This is a genomic window from Bacillus sp. SSR7 (genome assembly GCF_055902415.1).
This window is the reverse complement of sequence record NZ_JBVVXV010000003.1, coordinates 185,807-210,306: the sequence shown is the minus strand read 5'-3', so window position 1 is coordinate 210,306 and position 24,500 is coordinate 185,807. Positions and strand designations below refer to the sequence as shown.

The window sequence follows — 24,500 nt, the reverse complement described above, 5'->3', positions numbered from 1 at the left end:
GGATGTGATTTTATGACAAAAATCACAGTAGTTGGAGCAGGTAGCTGGGGAACAGCGTTAGCGATGGTATTAGCTGACAATGGGCATGATGTACGTATTTGGGGAAATCGTTCTGAGCTTATGGATGAGATTAATACAAAACATGAGAATAGTCGATATCTTCCGGGAATTACATTGCCAAGCACAATCGTAGCCTACTCTTCTTTAGAAGAAGCATTAGTAGATGTAAATGTAGTACTGCTTGTAGTACCAACGAAAGCGTATAGAGAAGTACTACAAGATATGAAGAAATATGTAGCGGGTCCGACTACTTGGATTCATGCAAGTAAAGGAATTGAACCTGGTACGTCAAAACGTATTTCGGAAGTGATTGAGGAAGAAATTCCAGAGGACTTAATTAAAGATGTTGTTGTACTGTCTGGACCGAGTCATGCTGAAGAAGTTGGGTTACGTCAGGCGACAACTGTTACGTCTGCAGCAAAGCGTATGGAAGCGGCTGAGGAAGTACAAGATTTGTTTATGAATAGTTACTTCCGTGTATACACAAATCCAGATATCGTTGGAGTTGAACTTGGTGGTGCGTTAAAAAATATTATCGCATTAGCTGCTGGGATAACTGATGGTCTTGGATTAGGTGATAATGCGAAAGCGGCATTAATGACGCGTGGTTTAACGGAGATTGCTCGTTTAGGAAGAAAAATGGGTGGAAATCCGTTAACGTTTGCTGGTCTAACTGGTATGGGTGACTTAATTGTAACTTGTACAAGTGTCCATAGCCGAAATTGGCGTGCTGGGAATTTGCTTGGAAAAGGACACTCTTTAGAAGAAGTGTTAGAAAGCATGGGTATGGTTGTGGAAGGTGTAAGAACAACGAAAGCTGCGCATGAGTTGGCAGAGAAAATGGAAGTGGAAATGCCGATTACAGCTGCTTTATATGACGTCTTATTCAATGGGAATAATGTAAAAGATGCAGTGGGCTCATTAATGGGGCGTGTTCGAAAACATGAAGTGGAAGCTATACCTGACTTACTTTAAAGAAAAGCGACAGAAGTACAATTGTACTTCTGTCGCTTTTTATTTTTTTGGGTCTTTTCACCATTTTTTTATTTTTGCATAGGATGAAGAGTAACTTGAGGAGAGGGTGAAAAGAATGGATAACAACATTTTTAATAACATTGAAAAAGAAGCAAAAGTGAATAAAGAAGATATTTTTAAATTAGCATCATCTGTACAAAATGCGAATTTACGTGATGAGACTGTACTTCGTCAATTGATTCATCAAGTGGCTCTTATGGCAGGACGTGAAGTGCCGAAAGAACAAGAGGATCAAATTGTAAAAGCGATTATTAACAATAATATGCCGACAGATTTTGGCTCGTTAAGCAAAATGTTTAAAAAATAAAATATGAGAAACAAAGAGTTTGTAGATTGCATATGATAGCCATGAAAGTATGGGAATAGAGCTGTTTTGGGCATATTTGGTCAACCGAAGCGAGTGTATCACTCGCTTCGGTTTTATTTTTATCCCGCTTTAATGGGCAGTAAGACCCCCACCTCAAAATTCAGCGAAAGCAAAGAAGTTAGGTGGGGGATCAACTGCCCATAAAAGCCCGATTGGTTCAACTAATAATCAGTGGGGGATGAAGAAAACCCCCACTGATTAAAGTTTCACTTTATCTAGATTTGTAGTAAAATGTTCTTTTTGTATTTGTTTAAAGATTTTAATTTGTTAAAATAGTATAAAAATAGATTGGTAAAAAGGGGGTGTGTATATGTCGGAAGGGCTTATAAAAATGTGGTTTGCTTTAGGGGCAATTGGATTTATGTTTTTTGCAGTAAGTTTTATTTTGCTAAGCAGATATAAAATAAAGAATAAATTTTTGAAAGGGATTACAGCGTTGGTAGCGTACACCCTTATGATTGTATCAGGAATTGTTATTTTTCTTGTTGTATTTAGTGGACCTGTACAGCAGTAAAGGGCATGGTACGGAGCGAGTTATATTAGTATGAAAAGGTGATTACTAGTGAAAAAAATCCATATTATTTTAATATTTTGTTGTATGAGCATTTTAACAGGATGTCTGTATCCAAAAGAAAATATGAAACAAAATGCTGTGCCTTATGAAGATCAGTTGCAGGTCGTTCAAAAAGCTGTTGCGACATTTAAGGAGCAAAATGACGGGATATTGCCAATTAAGACGCGGGATATGAATACGCCTATTTATCAAAAATACCCAATCGATTTTCAAAAGATTTCTCCGCGTTACATACAAGAAGCGCCAGGGAATGCCTATGAAAGCGGGGGAGTATATCAATACGTATTAATAGACGTTGAAACAAACCCGACAGTAAAGTTAATTGATGTGAGGATGGCTGAACAAATTCAGCAATTATCATTAAAGCTTAGGATGTATCGAGATGAACATCAATATCCACCATTTAAAAAGGTAATTTCAGATGGTGTGTATGAATTAGATTTCAAAAAACTTGGATATAAAGATGTACCGCAAGTGACAAGTCCGTATTCTGGTAAAGGACTTCCGTTTGTAATTAATGAAAAGGGAGAAATTTATGTTGATTATAGAATGGACTTATATGAAGCGTTGAAAAAAAACGAAGGGCAAATTAAGGAGGGGGAAGATATTCGGAATATACTTTCGAAAGATTCTCCGTTTGTACCTGCGTATTCTTTACCGTATACGGTAAAGAATGGAGAACCAATTTTTTTAAAATCATAAGTCATGAACCTTTCTTTTAGTGAATAAGTTCTAGAAGAAAGGTTTTTTATGTTACACAACTTGCGATGCAAACAAAAGGTATTTTTTTAATAGTCATATGAAATTGGACAAAATTATATGATATATTGTCCGCACTTCTAGAATACCATTATATTATATCAGATATTATAGGCAACGTTAGAGAAGGTATTAGTTGACTATAAACGTGGAATTATTCCCAAAAATATTGAGGGAGGGAATCACTTGGAAAAGGTAGATATTTTTAAAGATATTGCGGAACGCACAGGCGGTGATATTTATTTTGGAGTTGTAGGAGCTGTTCGAACAGGAAAATCAACATTCATCAAAAAATTTATGGAACTTGTAGTTATTCCTAATATTGAAAATGAGTCTGACCGTCAAAGAGCGCAGGATGAACTACCTCAAAGTGCTGCTGGCCGTACAATCATGACGACGGAACCGAAGTTTGTTCCAAACCAAGCGGTTTCTATCGAAGTAGATGAAGGTCTTGAAGTGAATATTCGATTAGTAGATTGCGTCGGATATACAGTTCCAGGAGCAAAAGGTTATGAAGATGAGAATGGCCCGCGCATGATTAATACTCCTTGGTATGAAGAACCTATTCCGTTCCATGAAGCTGCAGAAATCGGAACACGTAAAGTAATTCAAGAACATTCAACAATTGGTGTTGTAATTACAACAGATGGAACGATTGGTGAAATCCCAAGAAGAGATTATATAGAGGCAGAAGAACGCGTCGTAAATGAGCTAAAAGAAGTCGGAAAACCTTTCATTATGATCATTAACACTGTACAGCCGTATCATCCAGATACAGAGCAATTGCGCCAAAGCTTATCTGAAGAATATGATATCCCAGTCATTGCGATGAGTGTTGAAAGTTTAAGAGAAACAGATGTATACAATGTACTTCGAGAGGCATTATTTGAGTTCCCTGTTTTAGAAGTGAATGTGAACCTTCCGAGCTGGGTAATGGTGCTAAATGAAGGGCATTGGTTACGCCAAAGTTATCAAGAAGCCGTTCAAGAGACTGTGAAGGATATAAAACGTCTTCGTGATGTAGACCGTGTCGTATGGCAGTTTAGTCAGTATGAATTTATTGATCGAGCGAGCCTAGCTGGCATTGATATGGGGCAAGGCGTAGCAGAGATTGATTTATATGCACCAGATGAATTATATGATCAAATTTTAAAAGAAGTAGTAGGGGTAGAAATTCGAGGGAAAGATCATTTATTGAAGCTTATGCTCGATTTATCTCATGCGAAAATAGAATATGATCAAGTGGCGGATGCCCTGCGTATGGTAAAACAAACAGGATATGGTGTAGCGGCGCCTGCGTTAGCTGATATGAGCTTAGATGAGCCAGAAATTATTCGTCACGGTTCAAGGTTTGGTGTGAAATTAAAAGCTGTAGCACCATCTATTCATATGATTAAAGTTGATGTGGAGTCCACGTTTGAGCCAATTATTGGTACTGAAAAACAAAGTGAAGAACTAGTTCGTTACTTAATGCAAGATTTTGAAGATGACCCATTATCAATTTGGAATTCTGATATATTTGGACGTTCGCTTAGCTCAATTGTTCGGGAAGGCATTCAAGCGAAACTATCTTTAATGCCAGAAAATGCGAGATATAAATTAAAAGAAACGCTAGAAAGAATTATTAATGAAGGATCTGGCGGATTAATCGCGATTATATTATAAGAAAAAATCCCTCTCATCGTAGAGGGATTTTTTTAATTTTCGCATACAAAATAGAGAAATAAATAGCCATTATCTAATATATTGTTGTAAATTGTCAAGTTTCATCAGATTTTCACATTTTAAGAGTAACAATTTCCTTAAAAATATTGAATTATAAAGGAGAATCGTATAATATAGGCGTTGATAATGATTTATCTACATCTTTGTAGTATAGAATTTGTAAAAATTGCCTACAAATGAAAGTAAGACTCATTTTATGATCATTATACAGTCTTATCTTTGGGAGGAGGTGAATGGCATGAACAAGACAGATTTAATCAATGCTGTTGCAGAAGCAAGTTCCCTTTCTAAAAAGGACGCAACAAAAGCAGTAGACGCTGTTTTTGATTCTATCTTAGAAGCTTTAAAACAAGGTGATAAAGTACAACTGATCGGATTCGGTAACTTCGAAGTTCGTGAGCGTGCGGCTCGTAAAGGTCGTAACCCACAAACAGGTGAGGAGATTGAAATCGCTGCAAGTAAAGTACCTGCATTCAAACCTGGTAAAGCGTTAAAAGATGCGGTTAAATAATCCTTACATATTAACAGGGAAGAAGAGTTTCCTTTTTGGAAACTCTTCTTTTTGCTTTTAAAAACATAAATATGCTAGAATGTGTTCGTATCACTTTTAGGTTTTCGGGAGGGCTAGCGGATGGCAAAAGTTAATTTAGAACAAATTGAACATGCAGTACGCCTTATTTTAGAGGCAATCGGAGATGACCCAAATCGTGAGGGAGTACTTGATACACCAAAGCGTGTTGCAAAAATGTACGCAGAAGTGTTCTCAGGTATGCATGAAGATCCGAAAGAACATTTGCACAAAGTGTTCGGAGAAGATCACGAGGAGCTTGTACTAGTAAAAGATATACCGTTTTATTCGATGTGTGAGCATCATTTAGTTCCATTCTATGGAGTTGCTCACGTTGCATATATTCCGCAAGGCGGAAAAGTGACAGGGTTAAGTAAATTAGCTCGTACTGTAGATACAATTGCACGTCGTCCACAACTGCAAGAACGTATTACATCAACAGTAGCGAACTCTATTATGGAAGTACTAGAGCCGCATGGTGTAATGGTAGTAGTAGAAGCGGAACATATGTGTATGACGATGCGCGGTGTGAAAAAGCCAGGTGCAAAAACAGTAACAACAGCAGTACGTGGTGTACTAGAAAATGATGCTGCAGCACGTAGTGAAATTTTATCTTTTATTAAAACGAAGTAAAGAAAAGTAGGAAACTGCTTTTCTTTTTTTTTTTTGTAAATAAATGATATAGTTTTAGCAAGGCAGAGTGAGAATAGAAAAGCTACTTAAAAGAATAGAAGATGTTATTTAGTTCGATAGAAGTTTGGAAAGAGTAGCCAAGTTTTGGTTATAGAAAATAGAGTGTATGTGTTATAATAAGTTTTATGAATTAGAAAACAAGGGTGATTTTTGTGTGTGACATCTACGGAGGGTATGCGGGTATAAGAGAGAAATTGATGGTGAAATTACGCCATCCTTATTTTATAAACTATATTGAAGAACCATTTATTGATGAAGAGAAAATAGCATTGTTATATGGTGCTTTAAAGGGTGCAAATTTACATATAGAACAAATTGAGCATTATGTAGTAACGATTATGCTTGTGCAAATTGCGCTTGATACACATGAAAGAGTATCGAATAAAGTAGGGGAAGAAGCGAATGAATCGCATAAGCGTCGCCAGTTAACAGTGCTTGCTGGTGATTATTATAGCGGGTTATATTATTACTTATTGTCTATGAATCGTGATATCGTTTTAATTCGTGCGCTTGCTGAAGGAATTAAAGAAATTAATGAACACAAAATAATGTTATATCAAAAAGCGCATAAAACGATGGATGACATACTGGAAAGTGTAGTAACAATTGAGTCTGCACTTTTGCAAAAAACATGTGATCATTTTCATTTATCGCATTGGAAATCGTTTATAACATATGTACTAGGGAAAAATCGTCTCCAAAAAGAATGTGAACTACATGTTGAAAAACAGCATTCACCTGTTTTTCAAGCGGTTCAAGAGATTTTGAACGATCAAGCGGATGCAGAAACAGTTATGAATGGATGGATGATGGAACTCGGAAAGAAAGCAAATAAATTTTTAGAAAATCACACAGATATAAGCGAAATAAACTCTGTGTTAAGAGATAAATCGAAGACATAAGCAATTTTACATTGGAAGAAGGTACGAGCATGCAACAATCAAAAGAAGAAAGAGTACATGATGTATTTGAGAAAATCTCTGATAAATACGATGTAATGAATTCTGTAATTAGTTTTCAAAGGCATAAAGCGTGGCGTAAAGAGACGATGCGCATTATGGATGTAAAACCAGGTAGTAAAGCGCTTGATGTCTGCTGCGGGACAGCGGACTGGACAATTGCGCTAGCTGAAGCAGTGGGTGAACAGGGCAAGGTTGTTGGTTTAGACTTCAGTGAAAATATGTTATCTGTTGGTAAGCAAAAGGTAGAGGCTTTACAATTAAAACAAGTAGAACTTCTACACGGGAATGCAATGGAACTTCCATTTGAAGATAACACATTTGATTATGTAACGATTGGATTTGGTTTACGTAACGTACCGGATTATATGCACGTATTAAAAGAAATGACGCGTGTAGTAAAACCTGGTGGGAAAGTAATTTGTTTAGAAACATCTCAACCAACAATGATTGGTTTTCGACAAGGTTATATTTTATACTTTAAATATATCATGCCGTTATTTGGAAAGTTATTTGCGAAAAGTTATAAAGAATATTCATGGCTGCAAGAATCTGCTAGTACATTCCCAGGTATGAAAGAATTGGCTAATATGTTCGAAAAAGCTGGACTTGAACGTGTGCAAGTGAAGCCATTTACTTTTGGGGTAGCAGCGATGCATTTAGGTATGAAACCAGAATCAAAATAGAAAAAAGAAGTTTTAGGTTAAGGTGAACAATATGAAGTTACAACTTATGTACTCTTTTTTACGATCGGATATTAATGTGATAGAAAAAGAATTAAAAAAGACAGTTGCTTCTGAACAGCCATTAGTAGAAGAGGCGGCATTACAACTTATTGAAGCTGGTGGGAAGCGAATTCGTCCTGTATTTGTGTTGCTTGCAGGGAAATTTGGAGATTATAAGTTAGACGCAATTAAGCATGTAGCTGTTGCGTTAGAACTTATTCATATGGCTTCTCTTGTTCACGATGATGTTATTGATGCAGCGTTTTTACGACGTGGTAGTGCAACTGTGAATGCGAAATGGGGAGATCGTATTGCCATGTATACAGGGGACTATTTATTCGCTAAGTCTCTTGAATGTATAACGAATATTGAAATTCCAGAGGCACATCAGGCTCTATCGCATACCATTTTAGAAGTTTGTAAAGGTGAAATCGAACAAATTAAAGATAAGTATGACTATGACCAAAATTTAAGAACATATTTAAGAAGAATAAAGCGAAAAACCGCATTATTAATTGCTGCAAGTTGCCAACTAGGAGCGATTGCTGCTGGTGCTAATCGTGATACAGTAAGTCGTCTGTTTTGGTATGGCTATTTCGTAGGGATGTCGTATCAAATTATTGATGACATTTTAGACTTCGTTTCCACAGAAGAGAAACTTGGAAAACCTGCTGGTGGTGATTTATTGCAAGGAAACATTACGCTTCCTGCTCTATATGCTATGGAAGATCCGATCCTGTGTAAGAAAATCAGATCTGTACATGAAAATACAACAGCGGACGAAATGAAAGAAATTATTGAGGCTGTAAAGAATAGTGCTGCTATTGATAAAGCATTTGCGTTTAGTGAACGTTATTTACATAAAGCATTAGAAATTATAAAACCACTCCCACGTGGACAAGCAAAGTATGCATTACAAAATGTAGCAAAGTATATTGGAAAACGAAAATTTTAGTGTTTTTTCTAAAAAATAAAATAATCTCTCTATTTCAAAACTATTGCACAATTGTGATAAGGGTGTTAATATGTGTGTGGGGATATACAATTACATACATAATTCAGAAGTGGAGAGATTTTTTATGGAAAAAACATTTCTAATGGTTAAACCAGACGGTGTACAACGTGCCTTCATTGGGGAAATTGTAGCTCGTTTTGAGAAGAAGGGCTTTCAATTAGTTGGTGCAAAATTAATGCAAGTCACTCCGGAAATTGCTGGACAACATTATGCTGAGCACACAGAGAAACCTTTCTTTGGTGAATTAGTAGACTTTATTACATCTGGCCCTGTATTTGCAATGGTATGGCAAGGTGAAGGTGTAGTAGATACAGCTCGTAACATGATGGGTAAAACAAGACCACATGAGGCAGCTCCTGGAACAATTCGTGGAGATTTCGGTGTAACTGTTGCGAAAAATATTATCCATGGTTCTGATTCGTTAGAAAGTGCAGAGCGCGAGATTGCTATTTTCTTTAAAGAAGAAGAATTAGTTGACTACTCAAAATTAATGAATGAATGGATTTACTAATTATTTTGAAATAATTTGTAAACGCTTTAATCACTGTGATAATAGTAGAAAGTGCAAGGAGAATAGGGGTATTCTTCTTGCACTTTTTTTATTTCTATTAGTTACGAAGTTAGAGCTGTTATGATATATTGATATGTAAAGTAAAGGCCTATCGGAGAATAAGCGAATGGCTGATGTATTCATAACTCTTTCATATTTTTAGAATAATGAAAGATAATATTATTGCTTAATATAGCGAGATAAATACATATACGAAAAGAGGAATAACGTATGCGATATATTACAGCTGGTGAATCTCATGGTCCACAACTTACAACGATTATAGAAGGTGTTCCAGCCGGACTACCATTAGTAGCGGATGATATAAATGAAGAGTTAGCTAGAAGGCAAAAGGGATATGGGCGCGGTAGACGCATGCAAATTGAAACAGATCAAGTGCAGATTGTAAGTGGTGTTAGACATGGAGAGACATTAGGTTCTCCAATTGCACTTGTTGTCGAAAACCGTGATTTTGCACATTGGACAAAAATTATGGGTGCAGAGCCGTTAACGGAACAAGAAGAAAAAGAAATGAAAAGGAAAGTAACAAAACCAAGACCTGGACATGCTGATTTAAATGGTGCGATTAAATATGGTCATAGAGATATGAGAAATGTACTGGAACGTTCTTCGGCTCGCGAAACGACAGTACGTGTTGCTGCTGGTGCGATTGCTAAAAAATTGTTAGCGGAACTTGGTGTTGCAGTAGCAGGCCATGTAATTGAAATTGGCGGTGTTAAGGCTAAGGAGACTACGTATCGTTCAATTGAAGAATTAAAAAGTATTACAGAAGCATCACCTGTCCGTTGTTTAGATGAAGAAGCTGGTAATCAAATGATAAAAGCAATTGATGATGCGAAAGCGAATGGTGATTCAATCGGTGGCATCGTTGAAGTAATTGTGGAAGGGATGCCGATTGGAGTAGGAAGCTATGTGCATTATGATCGAAAACTAGATGCAAAATTAGCAGCCGCAATGATGAGCATTAATGCTTTTAAAGGTGTCGAGATTGGAATTGGTTTTGAAGCAGCACATAGACCGGGTAGCGAAGTTCATGATGAAATTTTGTGGAATAAAGAGCATGGATATACACGAAGAACAAATAACGCGGGTGGTTTAGAAGGCGGTATGACGACTGGAATGCCAATTGTTGTGCGCGGAGTGATGAAACCGATACCTACACTATATAAACCGCTTCAAAGTGTCGATATTGATACGAAAGAGCCTTTTACAGCAAGTATTGAACGTTCAGATAGTTGTGCTGTTCCAGCAGCTAGTGTCGTTGCAGAAGCGGTTGTAGCTTGGGAATTAGCTACAGCTTTAATAGAACAATTCGGATTAGATCGTATGGACCTTATTCGTGAAAATATTGAGAAACATAATGAATATGCGAGGGGATTTTAATGGGAAACATACATATTCAAACGAAGTCAAAAGAATATGATGTACACGTTGGAAAAGAAGCGTTGTCACATTTGATAACAATTGTTCAAAATATGCAGCCAGCTGTGTCTAATGTAATGATCATTTCAGATGAAGCTGTTGCATCTTTATATTTACAGACAGTTGTAGATGCGTTGCAAATAGAGCAAAAAGTATTTTCATTCGTTGTACCGAGTGGTGAAAAAGAGAAGTCCTTTGAAAATTTCTATGCGGCTCATACGTCAGCTCTTGAAAATAAATTAGATAGAAATTCTTTAATTGTTGCACTTGGAGGTGGGATGATTGGAGATTTAGCTGGTTTTGTTGCTGCGTCATTTATGCGTGGAATTCGCTTTGTTCAAGTTCCGACGACTTTATTAGCTCACGATAGCGCAGTAGGCGGGAAAGTAGCAATCAATCATCCGTTAGGTAAAAATATGATAGGTGCATTCCATCAACCAGAAGCAGTCGTATATCATACGCCGTTTTTACAGTCTCTTCCTGAAAAAGAGTGGCGCTCAGGTTATGCAGAAGTGATAAAACATGCTCTAATTGGTGATGTAAAACTATATCATTGGCTAAAAGAAGAAGTGCAAACATTAGCAGATCTTCGTGATGAGAAATTAATCCACATATTAACGAAGGCGATTCCTGTAAAGGCAAACATTGTAGCACAAGATGAAACAGAAAAAGGTGTACGTGCTCATTTGAACTTTGGGCATACGTTAGGTCATGCTCTTGAAAAAGAACTAGGATACGGAAATATTACTCACGGTGACGGAGTAGCAGTTGGAATGTTATTTGCTATATTCTTAAGTGAGCAAGTGTATAAGGTTAATCTTGCTTATGAAGAGATGAAGCAGTGGTTTTTAAAGTACGGTTATCCAAAAATGCCACGTGATTTGAATGTAGAACGCCTCGTCGGGTTGATGAAACAAGATAAGAAAGCGAATGCAGGAACAATTCATATGGTGCTTATGCAGGAATATGGGGTAGTAAATGTCGTATCTATTCCAGATGAGACTGTTCATATTGCGTTAGAGGCATTTCAAAAGAATATGGTATAAAGATAGGTAACAACTGTGAAGAGCCTATTTAGAAGTGTTTTCGTAATAGTGACGGTTATGATAAACGATTATAGTAAGGGAGTATAACCATATTGTAATCGTATTGAATAAAACGACTGGGGGAAGAAAAATGAGAGTAAAAGAGCAATTGTTAACTTTGAGAGCATATGTACCTGGGAAAAATATTGAAGAAGTAAAAAGGGAATATGGGTTATCAAAAATTGTGAAATTAGCATCGAACGAAAATCCATTCGGTTGCTCAGCGCGTGTGACAGAAGCATTAACTTCTTTAGCGAGCCAATATGCCCTTTATCCAGATGGATATGCCTTTGAACTGCGGACAAAAGTAGCGGAACATTTAGGTGTAAAAGCAGAACAACTACTATTTGGTAGTGGATTAGATGAAGTCATTCAAATGATTAGCCGTGCATTACTACACGAAGGAACAAATGTTGTAATGGCGAATCCAACATTCTCGCAATACCATCACCATGCTGTTATTGAAGGAGCAGAAGTTCGTGAAGTACCACTTAAAGATGGCATTCATGATTTAGATGCGATGCTAGAGCAAGTAGATGATAAAACGAAGGTCGTATGGATTTGTAATCCGAATAATCCGACAGGTACATATGTAGAGAAACAAAAATTACTTTCATTTTTAGAATCAGTTCCTAAGTCAGCGCTCGTTATTATGGACGAAGCATACTATGAATATGCGGGGGCAGAAGACTATCCGCAAACGTTGCCACTTCTTGACAAGTATGAAAATCTTATGATTTTACGCACGTTTTCAAAAGCATATGGTTTAGCAGCTTTCCGTATCGGATATGCGGTTGGTAATGAGCGGTTAATTGGGCAACTAGAAGTAGCAAGGTTACCATTTAATACATCGACTGTAGCGCAATCTGTAGCATTCGCTGCATTAGAAGATCAAGCATTTTTACAAGAATGCGTGAAAAAGAATGAAGAAGGTTTAAATCAGTATTATGCATTTTGTAAGGAATATAACGTATTCTATTATCCATCTCAAACAAATTTCATTTTCTTAAAGCTCGGTATTCCTGGTAATGAGGCTTTCGAACGATTAATGAAGAAAGGCTATATCGTTCGTTCTGGTGCTGCATTTGGTATACATGATGGCATTCGTATTACTGTCGGTTTGAAAGAAGAAAATGATGAAATTATAGAACTGTTGAAAGAGCTTGTAAACGAGCAAGTAAAGAAAGAAGAAACATACTCTTAAGAGTTTGTAAAGGCTCCTAATATAGGAGCCTTTTTTATTTAAATAAAGAAGAACTGTAAAGAGTTCGTGCGGGCTAATAATTAATAAGGGGAGTTATTTGCACGGTCATAAAAGAAAACGGTACAATAGAAAGTAGTAATGCGGTATCGGTGTCATATTTGAATCGTTATCAGTGAAAGTACAAGAAGAAGTATGCTCATTCTAAAGGTTGCGTTCTTACACTTAGTTGCTTATGATAAAGTGAAACTTTAATCAGTGGGGGGATGTTTATCCCCCGCTGATTATTAGTTGAACCAATCGGGCTTTTACGGGCAGTTGACCCCAAAACTAACTTCTTTGCCGTAGCTGAATTTTGAGGTGGGGTCTTACTGCCCGTTAATAGCGGGGTAAATGAACAGAAAAGAATATTTTTTAGAATTAAAGGAGACGTTTATGCAAAAGTTTGAACAAGCTGTTTCATATATTGAAAATGGTGAAGCGGAAAAAGGGTTACAATTATTAAAAGAACAATTAAAAATTGCGAATGATGAAGAGAAGTATGATATCGCTCGCTATTATCATACACTGGGATTTACGGATGAAGCGTTAGCTATTACAGAAGACTTACGTTTATTGTATCCAGAGGAAAGTGAATTCACTGTATTTTTAGCAGAATTATATATTGATCTTGACAAAGAAGATGAAGCGATTGAGGTGCTTCATGATATTCCAGAAAATGATGATTTATATGTTCAATCGTTATTACTTGTTGCGGATTTATTCCAAATGCAAGGTTTCGATGATGTAGCAGAACAAAAACTATTAAAGGCGAAAGAAATGATGCCTGACGAGCCTGTCATTACGTTTGGATTAGCAGAGTTATATAGTAGTAAAGGTGAAGAACAAAAGGCAATCACTTATTATGAGTCGCTATTAGCGGAACATAAAGTAATGGGTGGTGTTGTCATTGCGCTACGCCTTGGAGAAACGTTAAGTGCGATTGGAAATTGGGAAGAGGCGATTTCTTACTACGAAGCAGGTTTAGAGGAACAAAAAGATATTCACTCATTATTTGGATATGCCTTCACGTTATACCAAGGTGAAGAATACCAACGAGCAATTGGTGCTTGGCAAGAACTGAAAGAATTAGATCCTGAGTATGCATCGCTTTACATGTATTTAGCGAAAAGCTATGAAAAAGAAGGGATGCTTCAAGAAAGCTATGAAACACTTCATGAAGGAATTAAAGTAGATGAGCTTTCTGTACCATTTTATGTAGAATTAGCAAACATTGCGGCGAAATTAGGGAAAATTGCGGAAGCAGAGGAAGTACTTCAAAAAGCGCTTGAGTTAGATCCAGGACATTTAGGTGCAACATTAAAATATGCGTACATCTTAAAGGAACAAGAAAAATATGAAGAGTTAATCGCTGTTGTAGAGCGTGCAATTGATAGCGGAGAACCAGATACACAACTACTTTGGGATCTTGCATTTGCAAAAAAACAATTAGAAATGTATTCGGATGCATTAAAACACTATGAAAGTGCATATACTTCTTTTAAGAATCATCCAGACTTCTTGGAAGAGTACGGTTATTTCTTATTGGAAGAAGGTATGCGAAAAGAGGCGAAAGAAGTATTTACTCAGTTAATACAACTAGACCCGACACAAATTCATATTGAAGAATTGTTATATAATTTAGAGGATTTTTCATAAGTTGGAAGGAAACTGAATGCCGCTTCTTGAATCTAAAAAGAAAAGAGAAAGACAGAGGAGGGACTTAATTGCTATGAATACCCCTGTTTCTGTAAACGAGAAGAAGGATTTTGTAAAATGGTTTTTGAATAATTACCAACTGAAACAGCGTGAATGTGTATGGATTTTGAATTATTTAATGAGTCACGACCAATTGATGCATAAAGTCCACTTCGTAGAGCATGCAAAATATTGTCCGCGTGGCTTAGTAATGTCCGCGAATTGTGTAAAAGATACACCGTTTCACTTTTTTAAACAAAATGTTATGACAACAGATGCTGAAAAATCGTTTCATGATATTCGTTTAAATCGAGATGAGGATATTTATATTCAACTCAATTTTAAATCATCGTTTCAAAATGCCAACTATGTAGCTGTATTAGAAGAAAACCCGTATTTACCAAAGCACATTGAAGTAAATGAAAAAGATCGTTTACTTGCAGAAAGGTTTTTAGAAGAAAGTGTATTTTCTTTTAGAAGAGAACGTCTTCTAAAGCAAATTGATGAAGCGCTGGATAAGCAAGATAAGGAAGCATTTCACAGGTTAACAGCGGAGTTAAAGATGTTATAGAATTCATTTGGATTCATAAAATTTTACAAATTTCAGACTTTTTAAGAAAAACTACCTTAATATAGGTAGTTTTTCTTTTTTTACCTCTTTTAGTATGGTTTAATATATATAAAGTGAAAGTTCTGTCATTTTCAGGTGAGGGAGGGAAGAAATTTGAAATGGATTGTAAAAGATGTGGAGCAGTTTGAGCAAGTAAGAGAATATGTAGATACGGGTGTTATACCACTTTTATCAATTTCAGCAGCAAAAGAAATGAAAACGGTAGTAGAACAAGGGGAATTTATCGAATTGTTGAGTATGGAGCTAGAAAGAGAATATAAAGGAAGAGTGCTTTTACTACCTGCATTTACGTATTTAGTAGAAAGTCAAAAAAACGAAAAAGGTCGTTTGCAAGAATGGACAAATCATTTGAGAAAGCAAGGTTTTAAGCATATTGCTTATGTTACAAGTGATTTTTCATGGAAAGAAGATATGCAAGAATTGCAGGGAGATTTATTTTGGTTTCCTTCATTAGCGTTAGAACAATTTAGTGATCAAGCGAAAAGAGAAGTGATTCATGCACATATAAAAAATATCATGGTAATGTTAGAAGAAAAATGGGGAAAACAATAATAAACAGAAAGTTCTTATTATTATGAGTAGTATGATATTGACCTGTGCATGAGCGTATTATATCATGATAGTGTCCTAGTTTTTATTTTTTATATAATTTATCACGAGGGGACAATTTCTGATAGAGGGGGGAAATTTTCGTGAGCGAGAAAGAACATCGTGTGTCAAGAAGACAGTTTTTAAATTACACCCTTACAGGGGTAGGAGGCTTTATGGCAGCGGGTATTTTAATGCCGATGACGCGATTTGCGCTTGATCCGGTGTTAAGAAAAGAAGCGGGAACGGATATGGTTGCTGTTGCACAAGTAAAGGATATTACAACAGAGCCGAAACGTTTCGACTTTAAGGTGAAGCAGGTTGATGGTTGGTACAAGTCCGAAGAGCCAAAATCAGCTTGGGTTCATAAAGATGAAAGCGGAGACATTGTTGCGTTCTCTCCAGTATGTAAACATTTAGGATGTACGGTTAACTGGAATTCGGACAAAGCACATCCGAATCAATTCTTTTGTCCATGTCACGGGGGTCGTTACACAAAAGACGGAATTAACATTAAAGGCACGCCGCCCCTTGCTCCACTTGATGTATACGAATCTAAAGTGAAAGATGGAACATTGTATCTAGGAAAAGCGAAGCCAAGAGGGGGTGCAAAGTAGATGCTAAATAAAATTTATGATTGGGTAGATGAAAGGTTAGATATTACACCAATATGGCGTGATATCGCTGATCATGAAGTACCTGAACATGTAAACCCGGCACATCACTTTTCTGCATTCGTTTATTGCTTTGGTGGACTTACCTTTTTCGTTACTGTAATTCAAATTTTATCTGGAATGTTTTTGACGATGTATTATGTGCCTGATATTAAAAATGCTTGGGAATCGGTTTATTATTTGCAAAATGAAGTTGCATATGGGCAAATTGTTCGTGGTATGCACCACTGGGGTGCTAGTCTCGTAATTGTAATGATGTTTTTACATACACTTAGAGTTTTCTTCCAGGGTGCGTATAAAAAGCCTCGTGAGCTAAACTGGATTGTTGGTGTTCTTATTTTCTTTGTTATGTTAGGTCTTGGTTTTACCGGATATTTATTACCGTGGGATATGAAAGCGTTATTTGCTACGAAAGTAGGGATTCAAATTGCAGAGCAAACGCCGCTCATTGGTCCTTACATTAAAACATTACTCGCTGGTCATTCCGAAATTGTTGGCGCTCAAACATTAACTCGCTTCTTTGCTATTCACGTCTTCTTCTTACCAGCAGCACTTCTAGGTTTAATGGCCTTCCACTTCATCATGATTCGCAAACAAGGTATTTCCGGTCCACTATAAGAGATTGCTAAATTAAAGGGGAAAGAACTAAAGGAGGGAGATTATGCATCGCGGCAAAGGGATGAAGTTTGTAGGAGATTCTCGGGTACCAGTAGCTCGGAAACCAAATATTCCAAAAGACTATTCTGAATACCCAGGGAAAACAGAAGCATTTTGGCCGAACTTCTTGTTAAAAGAATGGATGGTTGGTGCAGTTTTTTTAATCGGTTATTTATGTTTAACAGTGGCGCATCCGTCACCGCTTGAAAGAATGGCGGATCCAACTGATGCTGGATATATACCACTTCCAGATTGGTATTTCTTATTCTTGTATCAGTTATTAAAGTATTCTTATGCTTCTGGCTCATTTACTGTAATTGGAGCGTTCATTATGCCAGGGATTGCGTTTGGCGCATTACTGTTAGCTCCATTTCTTGATCGAGGCCCAGAAAGACGCCCATTGAAGCGTCCTGTAGCAACGGGATTTATGCTTTTAGCAATTGCATCGATTATCTTTTTAACTTGGGAATCTGTAGCACACCACGACTGGGAAGCTGCAAAAAAACAAGGAGCAATTGTAAAAACAGCACCAGTTGATAAAAATGATGACGGTTATAAATTAATGCAAAAAAATACTTGTTTAACATGTCACGGTGACAATTTACAGGGCGGGGCAGCAGCACCGGCACTGCAAAATTTAACTTTAAAGCCAGAAGAAATTGCTAAAATTGCGAAAGAGGGAAAAGGTTCCATGCCTAAAGGTGTATTTAAAGGTACAGATGAGGAGCTGAAGAAGCTTTCGGAATTCGTTGCAAAGTATAATAAAAAATAATAAAAAGCTGACTACAAAAAATTTGTAGTCAGCTTTTTATTTTGATGATAGAAAGTTTACTATATAATAGAGTAGAGTCTGATGAAAGAATGAAAGGTGTTGGACATACAACTTGGTTTACTTGTATGCAATGTTAAGACAACGCTCCGTATTATTATTTTTATTAGTTGTTAACATACTAGGTACGATATACGGATTTATATGGTATGGAAATCAATTAAAAGAAACTTCACCTATATTTTGGCCGTTTGTACCCGATAGCCCTATGGCAAGTCTCTTTTTTGTCATTGTTTTAATTGCTTTTTTAATAAAAAGAAATTGGGGATTAATAGAGGCGCTAGCGATTGTTACTTTAATAAAATATGGAATATGGGCTGTTGTTGTAAATGCGGTTATGATTTATGTAAAAGGTCCTATTGGCTTTATCGGGTATATGTTAATGCTTTCACATTTTGCGATGGCAGTACAAGCAGTGCTATATGCACCGTTTTACCGTATAAAAAAATGGCATTTTGCGGTAGCAGCTGTATGGACATTACATAACGATGCAATTGATTATTTGTTTTGGCAAATGCCGAGATATGGAATTATGCATTTGTTTGTAGGGGAAATTGGTTATTTTACGTTCTGGCTAAGCATTGTTGTGCTTTGTATGACATATTATTATTGCTTACGTGAGAATCGAAAACAGTTTTCTTTATAATCGTTAGAACATTAGGGGGAGAAAATGAAGAAAAATACGAGTGGTACAAAAATATTGGATCGATTGATTACGATAATTGTTTCATATAGCATAGCATTTTCTATATTTGCACTCGCAACAACAGTGGTGGTGTACGGAAAATGGTTATATTATTTTGAAATTGATTTTTTAAACATTCCAGACTTAGCGGATATGACGAAGGCTGATATTAAAAGAAATTATGATGTGCTTATCACATATTTATCTCCGTTTTATGACGGGGCATTACAGTTTCCAACATTAGATATGTCCACAAATGGCCGTATTCATTTTGTAGATGTTAAAAATATTTTAGTGAAAATTCAATATGTGATGTATGCGACAATTATGATTGCAATAATAGGCGGGATTTATTTATTAAAAAAGAAAAATGAAAAGTTTTTACTGCACGGATCAATTGTAACAATTATCTTTCCGATAGCGCTTATGTTACCGATCGCTATTAATTTTGAAAAGAGTTTTGTATTATTCCATAAGCTTTTATTCAGTAATGATTATTGGATGTTTGATATTGAAACAGATCCGATTATATTAATGTTACCAGAAGAGTTCTTTATGCATGCAGCGTGTGCTATTTTATTATTTATTTTATGTGGTAGCATAATTTGTTATAGCTTATATAAATATTTCGTAAAAAAGAAAAGGATTTCAAAAGAAAAATTCTCTGTTTAAAGAGAATTTTTTTGTTTGTAAAACGATAATATATTTTTCGGTCCAGTTCTGTTCTATTCTTGTCCAAATTAACATATTTTGTACTAGTAGTTATAGGGGGGACCGTGATGAAGAGAACATTAGTTGGATTGATAGCATTTCTAATTATAATGTTTCCGTTACGTATATATGCTGAAGAGTGGAGTGAACTAACAGGGTTGTTGGATGACTCATTACAATTAGTGAAGCGTAATGAAGATGAAAAAGCAGTACAAGTATTACAACATTTCTCGGAGCAGTTTGTCATAAAGGGGAATGAAAAGAAGCAAGAAGTAACGCCAAATCAAGTTAGAGTTATTTCTTTAGCTTACGACAACGCGAAACAATCTCTCGCGGAAGAAGATGTAAGTAAACAAGTTAAAATTGATAATGTGCTAGCACTGCAGCTCGCTGTTGATGCACAAGTATCGAAGTATCAACCACTTTGGATGGAAAGAGAAGGGAAAGTAATGGGTGCCTTTTCTCAAATGGAAAAAGCGATAACAAAAGAAGATACAGGACAGTTTCAACAAACGTTAAACACATTTTTACATGAATTTAATATTATTTATCCAAGCTTAATGATAGCCTTGCCAGAAAACGAAGTGCAGCGTGTAAATGCACATTTATCTTATTTGGATGAATTTCGTAACGTTATGTTAAAAACGAAAGGTGGGCAAATGCAAGTAGGAATCATAAAAGGGGATTTACAAAAGATATTTCATACAGTAAAAAAAGACGAAATTGCACCCTCTCTCATTTGGTTTATGACAATTACTGGAGGTCTTATTTTATTCACATTAACTTATGTTGGATGGAGAAAGTATAAAGGGGAGAGAGAAAAAAGAAAAAGTAATGTCCATTCTAAGAATAGATAATGTAATAAATAAAGATACGGATTGTAAGGTTTATTCATTGACAATGGTGGCAGAAGAAAATAGAATGAGAAGTACTATAATTAAAACTTCAATGGAGGTTCATGATGTTTTATTTAATTTACTTCGCGATCATTTTGATCATACCGTTGTATGCACAGTCAAAAGTACGTAGTGCCTATAGCAAGTATTCACAAGTTTACTCAACATCAGGTATGACAGGAGCAGAAGTGGCTCGGAAAATCTTAGATGAGAATGGATTATACAACGTAGCTGTTGAAGAAACACCGGGTCATTTATCAGACCATTATGATCCAACTGCAAAAACAGTTCGATTATCAACAGATAACTATTACGGTCATTCAGTTGCTGGTACAGCAGTTGCAGCACACGAAGTAGGACACGCAATTCAAGATGCAAAAGATTATAACTTTATGCGTATTCGTCATTCGTTAGTGCCAGTTGCAAACTTTGGATCGAATATTTCCTGGATATTTATTATGATTGGTATTTTTGCATCGATGGCTAACATGATATTTTTAGGTATCATTTTAATGGCAGCAGGTGTTGTGTTCCAACTTGTTACATTACCCGTTGAGTTTGATGCATCCAAGCGTGCAATGCAACAAATTGAAGCGTTAGGTATCGTATCAACTGATGAATATGGGCAAGCTCGTAAAGTATTAAATGCGGCAGCATTAACATATGTAGCAGCTGCAGCTGTAGCGGTATTTGAATTATTACGTCTCGTATTGATTTATACTGGTATGCAGCGTAGCGACGACTAAAGACTATCAATTATGATAGTCTTTTTTGTTGTGTGGATTGAATTATATAATGTATTGCAAATAGAAATAATAGAAGTAATGCGGAAAGGCGGTGGGGGAAATGAAATATCCAGACCATTTAGTAAAACAAGTGAAAGAGCGTAGTGCTCCTTATCAATTAGAAGGTTTTTTAAGTGGACAAGGTCCTGAAAATCCTAAATTTATGTTGTTAGGAGAAGCGCCTGGTGAAACGGAAATTCATAATGGGATTCCGTTTAGCGGGAGGGCAGGAAAACAATTAATGGGTTTTTTAGAACGTATTCACGTTACAAGGGATGAAGTATATATTACGAGCGCTGTTCGGAGTAGACCTTATAAATGGCGAGAGAAAAAAGAACGAAATGGTGAAATCATACAAAGAAAGTATAATAGAACGCCAAATCAAGGAGAAATAGTTGCCCATGCGCCTTTGTTAGATTATGAATTAGAGAAAATAAATCCGAAGCTTATCGTCACGCTTGGCAATATCGGTCTTCAACGTTTAACAGGAAAAGATAAAAAAATCACAGATGTACACGGACAATTATTAAAACAGCCCATTCAAAAATTAAAGGATATGCAAAGTGCAGAGTTTACATGGTCAGAGAAAGAATATCATATTTTTCCGACATTCCACCCTGCTTCCATTTTTTATAATCGGAGCTTATTGGAGCTTATTTATGAGGATTTAGAGAAACTTAAGCGATATGTAATAAAAAACTAGAAAAGCTAAAAAGCTTTTCTAGTTGTGTTTATGTATGTAATGGATTTTTATTTTCATCCAATGTAAAACCTTCACCAACTACATCATGTACGTCACTTACAGCAACAAAGGCGTGAGGATCTACAGAAGTAATAATGTTTTTTAATTTCACAATTTCATTTTTAGCAACAACGCAATACAATACGTTCCGTTCCACTTTTGTATACGACCCAACAGCTTTTAAAAAGGTTGCTCCGCGCTCCATCTCACATAAAATTTTGGCAGCAATTTCATCGTTTTTATCTGAGATAATCGTTGCTCCTTTTGCTGCATAGGCTCCTTCTTGCATAAAATCAATCACTTTCGCTCCGATAAAAACAGCAACTAACGTATACATACCCTCGCGATATGATAAATAGGTAAGGATAGAGACGATAATGACGATAGCATCAAACATAAACATCGTTTTCCCCATACTCCAGCCAACATATTTATGAGCGAGTCTCGCGATAATATCTACACCGCCAGTAGTTCCGCCGTATTTAAATATGATCCCAAGACCGATACCAATAAATGCTCCGGCGAATAAAGCCGCGAGTGTCATATCGTTTTGTAAGTTTACATGTAAGTTGAGAACTTCGTAACGCTGAAAAATCCATAGAAATAAAGATACGCTAAAGGTGCCGATTAGTGTATATATAAATGTCGTTCTTCCAAGTAATTTCCAACCAATAAAAAATATAGGGATATTTAAAATTAAGTTTGAATAAGAAGGGTCAAACTTAAATAGAAAATACAATAATAGTGTAATACCGGTAAATCCACCTTCTGCAAGGTGATTTTCAATATTGATATTCACAATACCGAAAGAAAAAATAGCGGAACCGATTAAAATGAAAATGATATTTCGAATCTTCAAATTTGATGTCATATAGAAATCCCCCTAATTATGTAAATGGCATTGCTCCGCTAAAACGGTAAAACATAATGATAAGTAATTTTTCGTTGCTAGTGAAAATAGTGAAGACTATAAAAAATGATTGGTTTAGGATGACCTTTTGCCAAAACCGCAAAAGAAGTTTCACTTTACCCCGTTCCAACGGCTGGTAGGAGATAAAGCACAGAAGAAGTACAGACCAGCCGTTGGAACCCGATTGGTTTAGGCTGATCTTTTGCAAAAATCGCAAAAGAAAGTTTCACTTTATTATAATCTTTCCCAAAAAGGGTCGCAAATAGGTGTTTGGCGGGGAATAATATTTGTCAAATCGCGATGAATTGGCTAACATGAAAGAGGAAGGATTAGAGGTGAATTGTATGGAAGCGAAAACGATGAAGGATATGCAGAAAGAAGTAGATGCATATATTGGTCAGTTTAAAGAAGGTTATTTCAGTCCACTTGCAATGATGGCTCGTTTAACGGAAGAAATGGGGGAGCTTGCAAGAGAGGTTAATCATTATTATGGTGAGAAACCGAAGAAAACAACTGAAACAGAACGTAGTATTGAAGAAGAGCTTGGAGATGTATTATTTGTTATGATTTGTATGGCAAATAGTTTAAATATTGATTTAGAAACAGCACATAACATTGTAATGAATAAATTTAATACGCGCGATAAAGATCGCTGGACACGTATTGATGAGGGAGAGAAAGAATAATGAAAGAAATTAAAGTAATTATCGCTGGACCAAGAGGACGTATGGGACATGAAGCAGTTCTTCTTATGGAAAGAACGGAACACTTTAATTTAGTAGCAGCAGTGGATTATAAGCATGGTGGAGAGAAAATCTCTGATTTACCTGGAATGCCAGCGTTAGATACACCTATTTACGCGGATTTACATACTTGTTTAGAGGAAGTAGAAGCAGATGTGTTGTTAGATTTAACAACGCCAGAAGTTGGAAAACAACACGTTACACTAGCAGTTGAGCGTGGACTTCGTTCTGTTATTGGTACAACTGGATTTACAGAAGAAGAGCTAAAACAATTAACCGAGACTGCAAAAGAAAAAGCAGTAGGAACAATTATCGCTCCAAACTTTGCAATTGGTGCAGTTCTTATGATGAAATTCTCACAAATGGCAGCGAAGTACTTCCAAGATGTTGAAGTAATTGAATTGCATCATGATCAAAAGTTAGATGCACCATCTGGTACTGCAGTAAAAACAGTAGAATTGATTCGTCAAAATCGTGAATCAAAGCAGCAAGGTCATCCAAATGAAGTAGAGCAACTAAAAGGAGCTCGTGGTGCAAACGTAGACGGTATTCACATTCATAGTGTACGTTTACCAGGACTTATTGCACACCAAGAAGTAATGTTTGGTGGAGACGGACAAATGTTAACAGTTCGTCATGATTCATTCAATCGTGCATCATTTATGTCTGGTGTAAAACTATCAATTGAGACAGTAATGAATCTAGATCATCTTGTGTACGGTTTAGAAAATATTATCGACTAAAGGGGAGACAACGGATGAAAATTGCCTTAATCGCACATGACAAAAAGAAAAATGACATGGTTTCGTTTGCATACGCATATAAACCAATTTTTGAACAACATGAATTATTTGCAACAGGAACGACAGGGCTTCGTATCATGGAAGCGACCGGTTTAGTTGTAACGAGATATCAATCTGGTCCTCTTGGCGGCGATCAAGAAATTGGTGCAATGATTGCAAAAAATGATTTAGACATGGTAATTTTCTTCCGCGATCCATTAACAGCACAGCCGCATGAACCGGATGTGAATGCATTGCTTCGTTTATGTGATGTATATGCGATTCCACTTGCAACGAATATGGCGAGTGCTGAAATGTTAATGCACGCATTAGAGCGAGGAGATTTAGATTACCGCAAGTTAAGAAAATGA

At 36.3% G+C, this 24,500-nt stretch carries 29 protein-coding genes; 28 read left to right on the top strand and 1 reads right to left on the bottom strand.

What is annotated here, in order from left to right:
- Window positions 1-12: 12 nt before the first annotated feature.
- The 25 genes from AC0NJG_RS08370 to AC0NJG_RS08250 all read left to right on the top strand — a co-directional run bounded on the left by AC0NJG_RS08370 (window position 13) and on the right by AC0NJG_RS08250 (window position 21,655).
- Window positions 13-1,035, top strand: a complete 1,023-nt coding sequence (locus tag AC0NJG_RS08370; protein ID WP_000161775.1) for an NAD(P)H-dependent glycerol-3-phosphate dehydrogenase — start codon at window positions 13-15, stop codon at window positions 1,033-1,035.
- Between the two features lie 115 nt (window positions 1,036-1,150).
- Window positions 1,151-1,402 carry a stage VI sporulation protein F gene (locus AC0NJG_RS08365; protein WP_000369754.1) on the top strand — a complete coding sequence of 84 codons (252 nt, stop codon included), beginning with the start codon at window positions 1,151-1,153 and terminating at the stop codon, window positions 1,400-1,402.
- A gap of 370 nt (window positions 1,403-1,772) precedes the next feature.
- Window positions 1,773-1,976, top strand: a complete 204-nt coding sequence (locus tag AC0NJG_RS08360) for a DUF2768 domain-containing protein (RefSeq protein ID WP_001288995.1) — start codon at window positions 1,773-1,775, stop codon at window positions 1,974-1,976.
- A gap of 48 nt (window positions 1,977-2,024) precedes the next feature.
- Window positions 2,025-2,738: a hypothetical protein gene (locus tag AC0NJG_RS08355; RefSeq protein WP_474062979.1), complete on the top strand. Its 714-nt coding sequence runs from the start codon at window positions 2,025-2,027 to the stop codon at window positions 2,736-2,738.
- Window positions 2,739-2,981: 243 nt separating this feature from the next.
- Window positions 2,982-4,460 carry a stage IV sporulation protein A gene (gene spoIVA, locus AC0NJG_RS08350; protein ID WP_000416519.1) on the top strand — a complete coding sequence of 493 codons (1,479 nt, stop codon included), beginning with the start codon at window positions 2,982-2,984 and terminating at the stop codon, window positions 4,458-4,460.
- Between the two features lie 298 nt (window positions 4,461-4,758).
- On the top strand, window positions 4,759-5,031 hold the full coding sequence (locus AC0NJG_RS08345) for an HU family DNA-binding protein (RefSeq protein ID WP_001043860.1): 273 nt from the start codon (window positions 4,759-4,761) through the stop codon (window positions 5,029-5,031).
- Window positions 5,032-5,151: 120 nt separating this feature from the next.
- Window positions 5,152-5,721, top strand: a complete 570-nt coding sequence (gene folE, locus AC0NJG_RS08340) for a GTP cyclohydrolase I FolE (protein ID WP_001151482.1) — start codon at window positions 5,152-5,154, stop codon at window positions 5,719-5,721.
- Between the two features lie 212 nt (window positions 5,722-5,933).
- Window positions 5,934-6,683: a heptaprenyl diphosphate synthase component 1 gene (locus AC0NJG_RS08335; RefSeq protein ID WP_140168449.1), complete on the top strand. Its 750-nt coding sequence runs from the start codon at window positions 5,934-5,936 to the stop codon at window positions 6,681-6,683.
- A gap of 29 nt (window positions 6,684-6,712) precedes the next feature.
- Entirely contained in the window at window positions 6,713-7,426 is a 714-nt protein-coding gene (menG, locus tag AC0NJG_RS08330) for a 2-heptaprenyl-1,4-naphthoquinone methyltransferase (protein ID WP_001187662.1), read from the top strand.
- Between the two features lie 31 nt (window positions 7,427-7,457).
- Window positions 7,458-8,420: a heptaprenyl diphosphate synthase component II gene (gene hepT, locus AC0NJG_RS08325; RefSeq protein WP_087994423.1), complete on the top strand. Its 963-nt coding sequence runs from the start codon at window positions 7,458-7,460 to the stop codon at window positions 8,418-8,420.
- A gap of 124 nt (window positions 8,421-8,544) precedes the next feature.
- Window positions 8,545-8,991 (top strand): nucleoside-diphosphate kinase, encoded by a 447-nt coding sequence (ndk, locus tag AC0NJG_RS08320; protein WP_000415885.1) that lies wholly within the window; start codon window positions 8,545-8,547, stop codon window positions 8,989-8,991.
- Between the two features lie 270 nt (window positions 8,992-9,261).
- Window positions 9,262-10,434, top strand: a complete 1,173-nt coding sequence (gene aroC, locus AC0NJG_RS08315; protein ID WP_087951852.1) for a chorismate synthase — start codon at window positions 9,262-9,264, stop codon at window positions 10,432-10,434.
- A complete protein-coding gene (gene aroB / locus AC0NJG_RS08310; RefSeq protein ID WP_087994421.1) occupies window positions 10,434-11,519 on the top strand; it encodes a 3-dehydroquinate synthase in 1,086 nt (361 codons plus the stop codon). Before aroC ends, aroB begins: the two co-directional genes overlap by 1 nt.
- Window positions 11,520-11,649: 130 nt before the next feature.
- Complete coding sequence (hisC, locus tag AC0NJG_RS08305) at window positions 11,650-12,762, top strand: histidinol-phosphate transaminase (protein WP_173601338.1); 1,113 nt, start codon at window positions 11,650-11,652, stop codon at window positions 12,760-12,762.
- A gap of 432 nt (window positions 12,763-13,194) precedes the next feature.
- Window positions 13,195-14,457: a tetratricopeptide repeat protein gene (locus AC0NJG_RS08300; protein ID WP_001168676.1), complete on the top strand. Its 1,263-nt coding sequence runs from the start codon at window positions 13,195-13,197 to the stop codon at window positions 14,455-14,457.
- Between the two features lie 73 nt (window positions 14,458-14,530).
- Window positions 14,531-15,067: a ReoY family proteolytic degradation factor gene (locus tag AC0NJG_RS08295; protein ID WP_001095923.1), complete on the top strand. Its 537-nt coding sequence runs from the start codon at window positions 14,531-14,533 to the stop codon at window positions 15,065-15,067.
- Window positions 15,068-15,202: 135 nt separating this feature from the next.
- The gene (locus AC0NJG_RS08290) at window positions 15,203-15,679 is read left to right on the top strand and encodes a YpiF family protein (protein WP_142940644.1); all 477 of its coding nucleotides are present in this window, start codon (window positions 15,203-15,205) and stop codon (window positions 15,677-15,679) included.
- A 140-nt stretch (window positions 15,680-15,819) separates the two neighbouring features.
- A complete protein-coding gene (qcrA, locus tag AC0NJG_RS08285; protein ID WP_001290418.1) occupies window positions 15,820-16,332 on the top strand; it encodes a menaquinol-cytochrome c reductase iron-sulfur subunit in 513 nt (170 codons plus the stop codon).
- Window positions 16,333-17,007 (top strand): menaquinol-cytochrome c reductase cytochrome b subunit, encoded by a 675-nt coding sequence (qcrB, locus tag AC0NJG_RS08280; RefSeq protein ID WP_000932700.1) that lies wholly within the window; start codon window positions 16,333-16,335, stop codon window positions 17,005-17,007.
- Window positions 17,008-17,050: 43 nt separating this feature from the next.
- Entirely contained in the window at window positions 17,051-17,818 is a 768-nt protein-coding gene (qcrC, locus tag AC0NJG_RS08275; RefSeq protein WP_000554603.1) for a menaquinol-cytochrome c reductase cytochrome b/c subunit, read from the top strand.
- Window positions 17,819-17,930: 112 nt separating this feature from the next.
- Entirely contained in the window at window positions 17,931-18,521 is a 591-nt protein-coding gene (gene lhaT, locus AC0NJG_RS08270) for a lipoprotein heptaprenylglyceryl N-acetyltransferase LhaT (RefSeq protein ID WP_140421319.1), read from the top strand.
- Between the two features lie 24 nt (window positions 18,522-18,545).
- Window positions 18,546-19,232 carry a lipoprotein intramolecular transacylase Lit gene (gene lit / locus AC0NJG_RS08265; protein ID WP_087951858.1) on the top strand — a complete coding sequence of 229 codons (687 nt, stop codon included), beginning with the start codon at window positions 18,546-18,548 and terminating at the stop codon, window positions 19,230-19,232.
- A 107-nt stretch (window positions 19,233-19,339) separates the two neighbouring features.
- Window positions 19,340-20,128 carry a sporulation protein YpjB gene (ypjB, locus tag AC0NJG_RS08260; RefSeq protein WP_087951859.1) on the top strand — a complete coding sequence of 263 codons (789 nt, stop codon included), beginning with the start codon at window positions 19,340-19,342 and terminating at the stop codon, window positions 20,126-20,128.
- A gap of 104 nt (window positions 20,129-20,232) precedes the next feature.
- Entirely contained in the window at window positions 20,233-20,913 is a 681-nt protein-coding gene (locus AC0NJG_RS08255; protein WP_000499536.1) for a zinc metallopeptidase, read from the top strand.
- 100 nt (window positions 20,914-21,013) lie between these two features.
- The gene (locus tag AC0NJG_RS08250; RefSeq protein ID WP_087951860.1) at window positions 21,014-21,655 is read left to right on the top strand and encodes a uracil-DNA glycosylase; all 642 of its coding nucleotides are present in this window, start codon (window positions 21,014-21,016) and stop codon (window positions 21,653-21,655) included.
- A gap of 28 nt (window positions 21,656-21,683) precedes the next feature.
- Here the strand turns inward: AC0NJG_RS08250 and AC0NJG_RS08245 are convergent, their stop codons facing one another.
- Complete coding sequence (locus tag AC0NJG_RS08245; protein WP_087951861.1) at window positions 21,684-22,565, bottom strand: YitT family protein; 882 nt, start codon at window positions 22,563-22,565, stop codon at window positions 21,684-21,686.
- 383 nt (window positions 22,566-22,948) lie between these two features.
- Here AC0NJG_RS08245 and AC0NJG_RS08240 point away from each other — a divergent pair, with 383 nt between their 5' ends.
- Genes AC0NJG_RS08240 through mgsA form a run of 3 tightly spaced genes read left to right on the top strand, consistent with a single transcriptional unit; the run spans window position 22,949 to window position 24,500 of the window.
- Window positions 22,949-23,290 (top strand): nucleotide pyrophosphohydrolase, encoded by a 342-nt coding sequence (locus AC0NJG_RS08240; protein WP_001992677.1) that lies wholly within the window; start codon window positions 22,949-22,951, stop codon window positions 23,288-23,290.
- Complete coding sequence (gene dapB, locus AC0NJG_RS08235; protein WP_000658804.1) at window positions 23,290-24,090, top strand: dihydrodipicolinate reductase; 801 nt, start codon at window positions 23,290-23,292, stop codon at window positions 24,088-24,090. The genes AC0NJG_RS08240 and dapB overlap by 1 nt, the downstream gene beginning before the upstream one ends.
- 14 nt (window positions 24,091-24,104) lie before the next feature.
- On the top strand, window positions 24,105-24,500 hold the full coding sequence (gene mgsA, locus AC0NJG_RS08230; protein ID WP_000684765.1) for a methylglyoxal synthase: 396 nt from the start codon (window positions 24,105-24,107) through the stop codon (window positions 24,498-24,500).